At 45.3% G+C, this 12,647-nt stretch carries 7 protein-coding genes, 3 tRNA genes, 2 rRNA genes and 1 pseudogene (1 of these 13 cut by a window edge); 5 read left to right on the top strand and 8 right to left on the bottom strand.

Features of this window, described 5'->3' with window-relative positions:
- The first annotated feature begins 104 nt into the window (after positions 1–104).
- Positions 105–818, top strand: a pseudogene (locus tag CAL7507_RS29295) (Uma2 family endonuclease).
- 145 nt (positions 819–963) lie between these two features.
- On the opposite strand, the gene CAL7507_RS29290 reads toward CAL7507_RS29295, so the two are convergent.
- From CAL7507_RS29290 to nadC, 8 genes are all read right to left on the bottom strand, one after another.
- Positions 964–1,515, bottom strand: a complete 552-nt coding sequence (locus tag CAL7507_RS29290) for a Uma2 family endonuclease (protein WP_015132111.1) — start codon at positions 1,513–1,515, stop codon at positions 964–966.
- Positions 1,516–1,859: 344 nt separating this feature from the next.
- Positions 1,860–2,498, bottom strand: a complete 639-nt coding sequence (locus tag CAL7507_RS29285; protein WP_015132110.1) for a ThiF family adenylyltransferase — start codon at positions 2,496–2,498, stop codon at positions 1,860–1,862.
- Positions 2,499–2,600: 102 nt separating this feature from the next.
- A complete protein-coding gene (locus CAL7507_RS29280) occupies positions 2,601–3,431 on the bottom strand; it encodes a hypothetical protein (protein WP_015132109.1) in 831 nt (276 codons plus the stop codon).
- A gap of 735 nt (positions 3,432–4,166) precedes the next feature.
- The gene (locus tag CAL7507_RS29275) at positions 4,167–5,600 is read right to left on the bottom strand and encodes a VWA domain-containing protein (RefSeq protein WP_015132108.1); all 1,434 of its coding nucleotides are present in this window, start codon (positions 5,598–5,600) and stop codon (positions 4,167–4,169) included.
- Positions 5,601–6,233: 633 nt separating this feature from the next.
- Positions 6,234–6,302, bottom strand: a tRNA-Ser gene (locus CAL7507_RS29270).
- Positions 6,303–6,334: 32 nt separating this feature from the next.
- Positions 6,335–7,060, bottom strand: coding sequence for a hypothetical protein (locus CAL7507_RS29265; protein WP_015132107.1), 726 nt, complete (start codon positions 7,058–7,060; stop codon positions 6,335–6,337).
- Positions 7,061–7,572: 512 nt separating this feature from the next.
- Positions 7,573–7,773, bottom strand: coding sequence for a hypothetical protein (locus CAL7507_RS29260; RefSeq protein ID WP_015132106.1), 201 nt, complete (start codon positions 7,771–7,773; stop codon positions 7,573–7,575).
- 708 nt (positions 7,774–8,481) lie between these two features.
- Positions 8,482–9,348 (bottom strand): carboxylating nicotinate-nucleotide diphosphorylase, encoded by an 867-nt coding sequence (gene nadC, locus CAL7507_RS29250; protein WP_015132105.1) that lies wholly within the window; start codon positions 9,346–9,348, stop codon positions 8,482–8,484.
- Positions 9,349–9,657: 309 nt separating this feature from the next.
- Here nadC and CAL7507_RS29245 point away from each other — a divergent pair.
- The 4 genes from CAL7507_RS29245 to CAL7507_RS29230 all read left to right on the top strand — a co-directional run.
- Positions 9,658–11,149, top strand: a 16S ribosomal RNA gene (locus tag CAL7507_RS29245).
- A 120-nt stretch (positions 11,150–11,269) separates the two neighbouring features.
- A tRNA-Ile gene (locus CAL7507_RS29240) sits at positions 11,270–11,343 on the top strand.
- A gap of 86 nt (positions 11,344–11,429) precedes the next feature.
- Positions 11,430–11,502 (top strand) — tRNA-Ala (locus tag CAL7507_RS29235).
- Between the two features lie 323 nt (positions 11,503–11,825).
- Positions 11,826–12,647: ribosomal RNA gene (locus CAL7507_RS29230) — 23S ribosomal RNA — on the top strand; it runs 2,008 nt beyond the window's last position.
- Together the 16S and 23S rRNA genes with 2 tRNA genes alongside form the textbook arrangement of a ribosomal RNA operon.

Below are 12,647 nucleotides of genomic sequence, written 5' to 3'. Positions count from 1 at the left end.
CATCGCTCTTGATCGCTTTCCTATTTATTTCCTCATCCACATTCTGAAAATCTCAACTATCTTAACTATTAAAATATAGTCACACAGTTCAAGTGAGGAATTTCATGGTGCAGTACAACCCTCTAGACTGTCTTCCATCCTCGGCAGAACTCCCAGACTCCGACGATACCCCAGTGGATAATGAGCTACAAAACCTAATTCCCAATTTATTAGAAGCAATTTTAGCTTTAGCATGGAGCGATGTCTAACGACAAGCCGCTTTGCGTCTACGCACCGATTGGTTTTTCGGTGTGGATATGGGAATTTATTATGCGCCTAGCATCCCTCAGTTAGTACCAGATGGATTTCTCAGCTTAGGTGTAGAACGTTTTATTGGTGAAGAGGGACGTTTAAGTTATGTCCTGTGGGAAGAAGATAATATTGTTCCCTTATTCGCCCTAGAAGTTGTTTCTAAAACCTACGGTGGTGAATACGAAAAGAAAAAACTCGACTATGCTCAATTAGGGATTTTATATTACGCAATTTATGTACCCAGTCGCAGATATCGACGCAAGCGAGAACCCCTAGAAGTTTATCGTCTAGTAGATGGCAGCTATATTTTACAACCAAATTCGCAGGTGTGGATGCCAGAGATTGGGTTAGCAATTGGACGAGAACGTGGTGTTTATCTGGGGCGATCGCGTGAGTGGTTATATTGGTACGATCAACAAGGGCGAAAATTACCTACACCAGAAGAATTACTGCAACAGCAAAGCGATCGCGCCGAACGATTGGCGCAAAGATTGCGGGATTTGGGAATTAACCCAGACGAGATTTAGGAAATTATGTGTTGCAAGTTACTAGTGATTTCCCGAATGTAAGATCATGATCTAGTCGTCTGTCAAGAAATAATTGACGAATAAATTTGCTGTGACGCGGGACGGATTGTCGTCAGACATCGCCCTTGATTGCTTTTTTGCTTCTCTAATTACTGACTATTGAATTTACTAATACAGCTACATCTGGAAACGCCACTGGGTAAATAGTCCCAACGGTCAGTGTATATTTTGTTGTATACTCCCCATCTTGGGGATCTCGAAATACTACCAACTGCCTTTTTTTTAAGTTAACCACCCAGTATTCAGGAATGTTAACTTCAGCATAAACTTTACTTTTTATCTCTAAATCCTTGTCTAAGCTAGAGTTTGAATACTCAATCAGCCAAAAAATATTGTTGGGATTTGGGTGATGCTCTAGATATTCACGCCCCAATCGTTGCACAATAGCTATGTCAGGCTCAGGCTCAGAGTGATTAGGTAGGGTAATTGGCTTATCTAAACGAATCATTGCGCGCTCGCCCAGCAACCTAATTAAATATTCCCCTGCTTCACTACTAAAATATGCGTGGGGTTCCCCTTCCGGTGACATCTCGATAATTTCTCCCTTCAGTAACTCCACACGCTTATTATCCAAAATACCCGCCGCAATCATCTGGTGGTATTCGTCTATTGTCCATTTTGTTCGGGTGATGGTCATGCGATCGCTTTTTCCGCACTCTTCTTATTTCATATCATAGCTTGACCAAAATCAGCTTTTTAGTCAGTGTCTTCAATTGTAAATACTTTACTAAGCTGATAATCTTGTAATTTGCACATCGTGATTTATTTAAATTATTGTAGTGCGGGCATCCTGCCCGCGTCGAGGGTGCAACTTAAAAGCGCGACAGCTTAAAACCCTTACAAATGACTAATAGACTTCTTGCAAAAGTCGTAATTTTCGCGCTCTTTCTCTGCGCCTCTGCGCCTCTGCGTGAGATAAAAAAATATTTATGCAAGAGGTCTAATGACAAAGGATAAATGACGATGTTCTACTTACGCAATCTACAAAAACAGAGATTGAACAGTCAGATCCTTCTGGGTGATACTGAAATTACGCTGTTGTGCTGTAGCAATGAATGAAATGATCGCTTCACACGCCACAGCAACGGTTAACATCACTAGGTTCCGTGTCAATGGATAATCACAGACATCATCATTAACCTCGGAAGGAACGCGATAAACGTCATTCCAAATCACTTCTGCATAATCGGCTGCTAGCCCCACATGAAGACAAGGAATGCTTTTTTGATCAGCATAATCTTTCACTGTTTGACGTGCCAAGCTATTGTCAAAGACATCAACAATTAGCTGGCTGTCTTGGAGTAATTGATTTGTATTTGCTGATGTCAACTCCTTTGTTTTAGCATCAACTTTAGTACCAATTGCTCGATATAAATTGTTCGCCAAAATTTTCGCCTTGAACGCTCCCACATCGGAACGGTAGTAAGGCTGAGTTGAAAGATTGCGCTCCTCAATGCGATCGCGATCTATCACTGTCAGTTTATCAAAACCAGACCGAGCTAAGTTTTCCGCAATATTAGCGCCTAATGCTCCAGCGCCACAAATTGTTACAGGATAGTTTTTCAACTTTGTCATCACAGCATTAGTGCGGTAAAGCTGTTCGTGAAAAAAGATACTCATTCGATTTTGGATTTTAGATTTTAGATTTTAGATTGTGTACTCGGTATTAAATCTGTTTTACTCCTCAATTCTGACTTCTGAATTCTGAATTCTCTAATATCACTACTCTTGTTGTTCCATGACACCTACTAAGGATTGCAAGTCAAAATCGCGATCGCGTCCACTCAGACAAATGCCAGAACTGACAACAGTCAAATCAGTTTTAGCGATCGCACTACTATGGCGAACCCCATCAGCAGTTGTCCAATCGACTGTCCAATAATCGCTGCGATCGTGGAATTGATTTAATTCAGCGCCACCCATTTGCAATGCCTTTCTCAATCGCTTTTCATCTTGTTGGAGTTGAGTAAATCCCTCAATCCGCCGAGTTGCTAATTCATACACTGTGCGGATTTCTGGAGTAATGCCCTTAAACTGTAATTCTTCAGCAGGAATGAGTTGCTTGACGGCAGATTGCAGAGTTTCAGAAATTGCCGGATCGGTACGGCGATCGACTTCCTCAAACCAGCAAGACTGTCCATTCCATCGGGCAATGATTTGCTCAAAGGCGACACCCTCGGTTACTAAGTGGATGGCGATCGGCTTAACTACCTTCAACCGTTGACGCATATCTACTTCATTTATGGGGTATGCTAACCAAGTTTGTTTTTGCAGTTGATGTGCTAACCGCAGTCGTATTTGGGAAAAATGTTGCAGGTATTCTGCAATTTGGGGTAAGTCTGCTTCTTCTACAACCGTTGCTGTTTTTTCATCCACAGCCTGAAAGATGCCCCAACCTTGAAATTTACTAGGCTTTGGACTAAAGGTGTAGATCATCCCGGCTACCCGTGTGCGAACTCGTCCACCTTTGACACAGGGTGCTAGGAATTGGGTTGTAGACAATTGTGCTTGTGCGATCGCAATTTGGTTGATTAGCTTAAATATGTTAGTCATAACTAAACCTTGTCGATTTTGAAACCTGGAGTAGTGCGGGCATCTTGCCCGCTACTACCATTCGGGAGCAAGATGCTCCCACTACTTTGGAAAACTATGGTTCTCAAAATAGATGTGGTTTAATACCAATTTTCAAAAAGAAGGCTACCAATGCAACCCTATAAAATCTGACTTTCTTAATTACGAATTACGAATTACGAATTAATAAAATTCTGCGTGCAAGTTGGTGGAGCATTACGTGTTCTCAGTTACTAGAGGGACTCCGCTGGTGAGTTGTTAAACACTCTTTCAAGGATGGCTACTTTTAAGCCTACCTCCCAGGTTCTTCGCACTCCCCGTTCACACACGCCCACTGTATTTGACAGTGTTACCTTTCCTCTCGTACTAGTATGTAGGCTCCAAAAGTTGGGGCACGCAGAATTTATACTAAGTTTTACTACCGATTTCGCATTAAGTTGACTGCTATAACCACAGAGAACGCAGAGGAAACACAGGAAAGAGGAATTTATTTACGAATAATTCTCGTTAATGAGTCTCTGAACTAGTGGTTTGTCAATTTTGTTTTGAGGGGTTTTTGGTAGTGCGGGCCGAAAAGCCCGCGTGAGCGAGACGCTCACACTACAGTCCCTCATTTCAACCCTGACAGACTACTAGATTAATGAGTCTCTGAACTAGATTAATGAGATAAATATGGTGCATTAGCCTTCGGCATAACACACCGTTGTATTTTAGAACTTACTTATCATCTCGCACAGGCAACGGCATATCCAAAATCTCCATCAGCAAATCCAAACGAGAGGGGCGCGTCAGGAGTGGGACAATGTTCGGCAAGCTGTAGTAGTCACCCGCGAAAGTGAACGTATCTACAGGTGCTTGCTGCTGTTTCAGTTGAGTCTCCACCCAGTTGTAATGAGTACCTACGCGGACAATCACCACATTGGGCATTATCGCCAACTCCCGGCAGTAGTTCTTGTAGACTTCACCGAAGTAAGGAGCCGCATTTTCGCCCTCATCCGTCACCACGATGATTTGGTCAACTACCTGCTTCTTCTTCCGCATTGCTTCCAATGCACAGCCGATGCTAGTACCACCGCCTGCATTGATGTGCTGGAAGGCACGCTCCCAGTCGGTCAACTCCTTGCCCTTTGCTGTAACAGCGTAAGGAATGGTATCAAAAGCGTAGACAAACAGTTCTGCCTTAGTGATACCAGAGATTAGGGCAGCGAGTTGCTTACCGATCGCGATCGCATTTTCCATTGAACCAGACTTGTCCACCAATAAAGCAGTTGGACGAGCGATCGCACCACGCCGTTTCACCTGTTCGTTTGTCACCTTTTCCAATTGGGCAACGGTGTCTGCGTCAAAATCTCCTGCATCTGTGGCAATTTGTGCTTTGAATGCTGAGACACGCGTACTTTTAGACGCTGCTTCTAGCTTAGAATCAATCAGCTTCTTGACTTGTGGGTGATCCATTGCACCTCTAGTCTGGAGAGACTTGAGGTTATTGATCGCCTCTTGAGGAGTCATGCTGTTGATTAACGCCACCAATACAACAGGTGTGAGTTGCTTGATCGCACCAATTGCGATCGTGTAGGGAATTTTGAACTCCACAATCAGCCGTGCCTGTTCTGCGGCATTTTCTGCCTTAGCAACCTGCTTCAGCACATTTGCTAAGGAACCCTCTGGAGGAGTATCGCGGAATAGAATCGCATTTGCCCGCTCATTTGGCTTGATGTGCAGTGAAGCATATAAGTGCTTCATTGCCTTACGACCTCTCAGCGCAGCGCGATCGAACAGAGCCGGATTGCTTTCTCGTACCTTTAGATAACGCCGTACCGCAGTCCGAGCCGAACGAGGCAGTTTATTCTGCTGCTGCTTCATAAAGTCCACTACACGAGCTACCTGATAGGGAGGAAACTCTTGCAGCATCATAAATCCAGCATCTCGGTGTTCAGTTAAATTGCTGGTTAGCAAATGAGCAACAAACACCTCTTTGTGGTCGCGGACATCACCATGACGCTGATACCAGACTGCCAGGTGTCCATAGAAGATGGGATCGAGTTCAATAATTAACTGATGAATTTCTGCAACTTGCTCAAGCTTGCGGTGAGGAGTTGTCAGCAAACTGTTGAGCATTTCCAGGCGCAGGTCACGTTCTGCGGTTTTCATAATAACCTCCTTTAAAAATTTTGGATTTTAGATTTACGATTTTGGATTGCAATCGAAAATCCAAAATCTAAAATCTAAAATTGCAGGAGGCAGATGTTGCACGCGGGGCGATAAAGTCACCGCGCAAGTTGTAGAAGCATTTTGTCTAACTTATGCAGAGTTATGTAAGCTTCTGCGATCGGGGCGCGGCAACAACTGCCAAGTAAAAGGGACTGGGGACTGGGGACTGGGGATTAGGGATTGGGGACTAGGTAATGAGCGGAAAATTATCGAATTTGCTCTTACTCTCTAAAAGTAGTAGCTGCGTAAGCTGCCATCATATCTGCCGCTATTGCGACAGCACTTTTTGAAAGCAGCGACCAGAACCACAAAGACAAAGGTCATTGTTACCAAGTTTTTCCTGTAGTTCCTTGTCGCCATGAACGAGGCGATGCCTACGGCGGGCTACGCCTACGCCACGTTTAACAGCTTTTTCAGATGGGTAGCCACGACGGCGTTTGCTCGATGGTTCAAAAGCAGAAATCGTCGAAATCTTCAGGCTCGATGTTGAAATGATTAATCTTCTTCATCGTTCTCACCTCCATATTGAAATGAAATAAGATCGCTTCGTGCAAGTCGAAAAAGCTGTTAATTCACACACGGGATTTGAACCCGTAGTTGCTTGATCTCAAGTCAAGTGCCTTACCATTCGGCTAGTATGTAAGCTTTTTCAGTTAGGGCACGAAGTGAAAATTTTAGGTTTTAGAAAGTTGATTTAAAATAAATCGAATTTCTTTCTTATTACACTGCTGTTTTTTGGCAGCGTAAATCATTCGACCTCTATACATTGCAGCAGAACGATTAATTATCCCTTGGATAACATCCGTCACATAATAAGTTGGTGGCGGGGGGAAATCTTCAAAGGTAATTAAATACCAAATCTCATTTATCTTGTGATATTGATGATAATTATCAATGATGACAATATCAGTTTGTTTCTGCTTTGACTCCTGCATTCGAGGTACTTTCTCGACTGCACAAAGAATTCCAGTTTCAGGATGGATATAGAAGCGATCGCGATGGTATGCATCTAGCTGCCTTCGATACCCTCGATAAGGTTTGCGATAAACACCACCATCAATTATTTCTACATGCCGTTCAACATAGTCCCACACATGATCAATAACATGCTTTCCTGCCATTGTGCTGGGATCTAATCTTTGACACAGTTGGCTGTAAACTTCATTCCAAGGCTGTCCGACTTTTGAGCGCAAAAACCGACGCAGAGGTCCGAGATGATCTGAAAGATACTTAGATTTATTTATTGGTTTAATCAGGTAAGGATTCAACAATCCATCCTGAATTGCGTCCTGAGTGATTTTGTATAATTGCTTCTTAAAGCCAGTCACCTTTTTGAGGCTAATTCTCCTCCCACTGCGAGGACGCTCAATCACAATCTCGCTCCAACGATGTTCGCTCATAACTTATGTTTCTGAAAAATATGTGGCTTAAAGATAGTTGTAGTGATTGACTTGTTAGGCTACATAAGTTAGTGGACATCATTGAATTCACCTCCATATATGTGATTGAGTTAAGATAATAGATAAATACAATTGAAATAATTGAAATTCCGCACAAGTTAGCAAAGCAGTTGTCACAATTGCCTATACCAATTTGGCTACGCTCCCATCAAAGGGAGCCACAGGATTTGTTCGCGTAGCGTTCCCGCAGGGTACCTGCATTCCGTTTCCGGAGTGTGTGTAGGCTTTACAAGGGCGCGGAATTAAGTCTTAAATCATTCCGTGCAAGTTCAAAAAGCTTTTTACAGCTTACGGCCGCTCTTACCAAATATTGGCAGTGGGCACGCACGCTAAATCTGCGAGAGATTTAGAAATCATGCTTCGCTTATTCGATCGCTCGAACTTTACTACCTTAGGGCCGTTATGAATGTGTATGTATGCTTCTTCTGTCGGGGCACGGAAGACTAAATACTTTAACCATAGACAGCTTCAGGGCGGATAATCAAATCACCACTAGGACGGCGATCTATTACATAAGCAGACAGGCGATCGCTATTCACATCTAAATGCCGAGCAACCCGCTCCTTCACTGCCACATCATTCATCCCTGCTGCAATTCCCAATTGTGTTTTTGGGACATCAACAGAACGTCCTTCAAATCGAATATGAACCATTGCAATCACCTCTTTTTAATTACGAATTGATATTAATGGATCTGATCGGGATTGAACCGATACCCTCCCTGTGAGAGTTACACTCACACCTCATGCAAGTTGAAAAAGCTGTGGTTACACCGCAGGAATCGCACCTGCAACTTATCGTTTTAGAGACGATAGCTCTACTATTGAGCTAGTATGTAAGCTTTTTCTGTCAGGGCACAAGTGACATCTAGGAACTCTACCGTTAGAGCTACAGACCCAAAGAAAGCATAATTGCGATACTCTTATCTTGCGCTCGGAAATGTTTACACAACTTCAACCGCAGTCAAGAAAGAGTGGAGCCGTCGGGAATTGTAGGCTTTGCCTTCCCGTAGGGTACCCGAATCCTGGAACCGTCCGTTTGTTGGCATCGTCGCAGTCGAACACCAATCGCGGCCCCAAAAGCAGCATCTATGCAATTGTTTAGGTTTCAAGGGGTTTTTCGTTTTGCCTTTTGTTGTCGTCTTTCTTCATGCTACAAATGTAGTATATACTCCAAATAATGTCAAGGGGATACTACAAATTTCGTAATCAAGGATTTCAAACCCACGGAGGTGGGTAAAGTCTTGTGTAGCCGCGACTTCTAGTCGCCAGGGTTAGTGTGAAATTAGACCTAGACATCCTCTTAGCGAGCGCGGAGCATAGCCCGATAAACCATCCTACATTTATGCAACGCCGTGATTTTTAAAGTACAATCCTCATACTCAAATCCAGCCACTTCGACTGAGTAATTGGCGCACTACTAGAAATATAGTCAACGCCAGTCTCAGCCACAGCACGAATAGTTTCCAGCGTCACATTCCCCGAAGCCTCAATTTTCACCCGGCTATCCTGCTGACGAATCAACTCCACCGCCTGACGCATCATCTCCACGGGCATATTATCCAACATAATAATGTCCGCTTTATACTGTAAAGCTTCTTGCACCTGCCCCAGACTTTCCGTCTCCACTTCTATAGTTAAAGGATAGGGAATCTGGGAACGAATACGGGTAATAGCCTCTCCAATTCCCCCAGCCGCCGCAATATGATTATCCTTAATCATCACCGCATCATCCAACCCCATCCGGTGATTAATCGCCCCACCCAAAGCAGTTGCATACTTTTCCAACAGCCTCAGCCCTGGCGTAGTCTTACGCGTATCTACCAACCGAGCAGGTAAATCAGCAATTTTCTCTACATATATATTAGTGAGCGTCGCAATCCCACTCAACCGCATAGCCAAGTTAAGCGCTACCCGTTCCCCCATCAGCAACGCATCCAAAGAACCGTGAATTTCTGCTATCACCTGTCCTGGCTCGCATTTTGCACCTTCAGCCGCAACAGCCACAAAGCTCACTTTTTCATTCAAAAGCTGAAACACCCTAGCTGCAACTGGTAAGCCAGCAATTATCCCTGGAGCTTTAGCTATCCACTTGGCTGTTCCTGGCTTGGCATCTTCAGATAGTAGGCTATTTGTAGTGCGATCGCCCCTACCAATATCCTCAACAAGCCAGCCACGCAAAAGCGGTTCTAAGACTAGCCAAGGCGGTAAAACACCTAACTTGCTCACAACTTTGTTAATTCCTTCCTAACTTTCAGGAATACTATAGCTTAAAAAGCTTACTCCACAAGGCTTTCAATAGCGACCGCAAAACTACCGAAAAAACTTTCCGAAAACAGTTGACAGAAATATGGAGGTTCGATATATTGAATAAGTGCCTGAAGCGGAGCGCGAAAGAGCGACGCTGCGAGGAACACCGAACCTTGAAAATATTATAGTTTGAAAGCCAGTATACAACAAGTACCTTGCGTCAGTAAAGAAAATAACCTGACTGAGGTTGAAATCAGTCAAAAGAGCTAAAGAACTACTTACGTTCACAAAACGGAGAGTTTGATCCTGGCTCAGGATGAACGCTGGCGGTATGCTTAACACATGCAAGTCGAACGAAATCTTTAGGGATTGAGTGGCGGACGGGTGAGTAACGCGTGAGAATCTGCCTTCAGGTTGGGGACAACCACTGGAAACGGTGGCTAATACCGAATGTGCCGAGAGGTGAAAGGCTTGCTGCCTGAAGAAGAGCTCGCGTCTGATTAGCTAGTTGGTGGGGTAAGAGCCTACCAAGGCGACGATCAGTAGCTGGTCTGAGAGGATGATCAGCCACACTGGGACTGAGACACGGCCCAGACTCCTACGGGAGGCAGCAGTGGGGAATTTTCCGCAATGGGCGAAAGCCTGACGGAGCAATACCGCGTGAGGGAGGAAGGCTCTTGGGTCGTAAACCTCTTTTCTCAGGGAAGAAAAAAATGACGGTACCTGAGGAATAAGCATCGGCTAACTCCGTGCCAGCAGCCGCGGTAATACGGAGGATGCAAGCGTTATCCGGAATGATTGGGCGTAAAGCGTCCGCAGGTGGCTATGTAAGTCTGCTGTTAAAGAGTGAGGCTCAACCTCATAAAAGCAGTGGAAACTACAAGGCTAGAGTACGTTCGGGGCAGAGGGAATTCCTGGTGTAGCGGTGAAATGCGTAGAGATCAGGAAGAACACCGGTGGCGAAAGCGCTCTGCTAGGCCGTAACTGACACTGAGGGACGAAAGCTAGGGGAGCGAATGGGATTAGATACCCCAGTAGTCCTAGCCGTAAACGATGGATACTAGGCGTGGCTTGTATCGACCCGAGCCGTGCCGTAGCTAACGCGTTAAGTATCCCGCCTGGGGAGTACGCACGCAAGTGTGAAACTCAAAGGAATTGACGGGGGCCCGCACAAGCGGTGGAGTATGTGGTTTAATTCGATGCAACGCGAAGAACCTTACCAAGACTTGACATGTCGCGAATCCTGCTGAAAGGTGGGAGTGCCTTCGGGAGCGCGAACACAGGTGGTGCATGGCTGTCGTCAGCTCGTGTCGTGAGATGTTGGGTTAAGTCCCGCAACGAGCGCAACCCTCGTTTTTAGTTGCCAGCACTTAGGGTGGGCACTCTAGAGAGACTGCCGGTGACAAACCGGAGGAAGGTGGGGATGACGTCAAGTCAGCATGCCCCTTACGTCTTGGGCTACACACGTACTACAATGCTACGGACAGAGGGCAGCAAGCTAGCGATAGCAAGCTAATCCCGGAAACCGTAGCTCAGTTCAGATCGCAGGCTGCAACTCGCCTGCGTGAAGGAGGAATCGCTAGTAATTGCAGGTCAGCATACTGCAGTGAATTCGTTCCCGGGCCTTGTACACACCGCCCGTCACACCATGGAAGCTGGTCACGCCCGAAGTCGTTACCCCAACCTTTCGAGGAGGGGGATGCCTAAGGCAGGACTGGTGACTGGGGTGAAGTCGTAACAAGGTAGCCGTACCGGAAGGTGTGGCTGGATCACCTCCTTTTAGGGAGACCGAATCCACTCAAATATCGAAAAACACACAGTTAAATAGATATTGAGTTGGTCATTCCTAGGTCGGTCGCAGATATTTGTTGAGGCTTTCAAACTATGATTGGGTTCGTATGGGCTATTAGCTCAGGTGGTTAGAGCGCACCCCTGATAAGGGTGAGGTCCCTGGTTCGAGTCCAGGATGGCCCACCTGAAAGAATTTTAGATTTTAAATTTTAAATTTTGGATTGAAAAACCAATCTAAAATCACAAATCTAAAATCCAAAATTTGATCTGGGGGTTTAGCTCAGTTGGTAGAGCGCCTGCTTTGCAAGCAGGATGTCAGCGGTTCGAGTCCGCTAACCTCCACATGGTTTATTGTGACAGCCAAAAAAGCTAAACACATTCTAGGTAGTAAACCACCGAGGAATGTAAAACATGTTTTGTGGCGGCGATAACAGTGTGCTAAGATAATAGATCGGGAAGAAAGTCAGCAACATGGCTCAAAGCCAGACTGCTGGGAGAAACCTAGCCAGAACCTTGAAAACTGCATAGTAACGCGAAAAAGAAGCAGGCAGACGAATCTGAATGCTGAGTAGTGAGTACGAAGTGGAGAGAAAAAAACTTATTCACGGAGTATAAAAGTACCAGCAAGCAAGAAAAGTTTGCAGATGTCAATCAAAAGAATGAGTGGTCAAGCTAATAAGGGCTGACGGTGGATACCTAGGCACACAGAGGCGAAGAAGGACGTGGTTACCGACGAAATGCTCCGGGGAGTTGGAAGCAGACATTGATCCGGAGATATCCGAATGGGGCAACCCTAAATACTACCTGCTGAATATATAGGCAGGAAAGAGCCAACCCAGCGAACTGAAACATCTTAGTAGCTGGAGGAAGAGAAATCAAATAGAGATTCCCTAAGTAGTGGTGAGCGAAAGGGGAAGAGCCTAAACCAATTGGTTTACCGATTGGGGTTGTGGGACAGCGAGATCGAATCTAGCGGTTAGACGAAGCAGCTAAATACTGCACCAGAGAAGGTGAAAGTCCTGTAGTCGAAAACTTTATAGATAGTAGCTGAATCCCGAGTAGCATGGGGCACGAGGAATCCCATGTGAATCAGCGAGGACCACCTCGTAAGGCTAAATACTACTGTGTGACCGATAGTGAACCAGTACCGCGAGGGAAAGGTGAAAAGAACCCCGGAAGGGGAGTGAAATAGAACATGAAACCGTCAGCCTACAAGCAGTGGAAGTCCGATTAAACGGATGACCGCGTGCCTGTTGAAGAATGAGCCGGCGACTTATAGGCACTGGTAGGTTAAGGCGAGAATGCCGGAGCCAAAGGGAAACCGAGTCTGAAAAGGGCGATAATCAGTGTTTATAGACCCGAACCCTGGTGATCTAACCATGGCCAGGATGAAGCTTGGGTAACACCAAGTGGAGGTCCGAACCGACCGATGTTGAAAAATCGGCGGATGAGCTGTGGTTAGGGGTGAAATGCCAATCGAACCAGGA

The sequence above is a fragment of the Calothrix sp. PCC 7507 genome (assembly GCF_000316575.1).
Classification (GTDB): domain Bacteria; phylum Cyanobacteriota; class Cyanobacteriia; order Cyanobacteriales; family Nostocaceae; genus Fortiea.
This window is presented reverse-complemented; position numbering and strand designations above follow the sequence as displayed.

What these genes read in the sequence shown, in the direction of transcription:
- CAL7507_RS29260 (WP_015132106.1), bottom strand. Translation starts at nt 7,773, where the DNA reads ATGGTTCATATTCGATTTGAAGGACGTTCTGTTGATGTCCCAAAAACA.
- CAL7507_RS29285 (WP_015132110.1), bottom strand. Translation starts at nt 2,498, where the DNA reads ATGAGTATCTTTTTTCACGAACAGCTTTACCGCACTAATGCTGTGATG.
- CAL7507_RS29290 (WP_015132111.1), bottom strand. Translation starts at nt 1,515, where the DNA reads ATGACCATCACCCGAACAAAATGGACAATAGACGAATACCACCAGATG.
- CAL7507_RS29275 (WP_015132108.1), bottom strand. Translation starts at nt 5,600, where the DNA reads ATGAAAACCGCAGAACGTGACCTGCGCCTGGAAATGCTCAACAGTTTG.
- CAL7507_RS29280 (WP_015132109.1), bottom strand. Translation starts at nt 3,431, where the DNA reads ATGACTAACATATTTAAGCTAATCAACCAAATTGCGATCGCACAAGCA.
- CAL7507_RS29265 (WP_015132107.1), bottom strand. Translation starts at nt 7,060, where the DNA reads ATGAGCGAACATCGTTGGAGCGAGATTGTGATTGAGCGTCCTCGCAGT.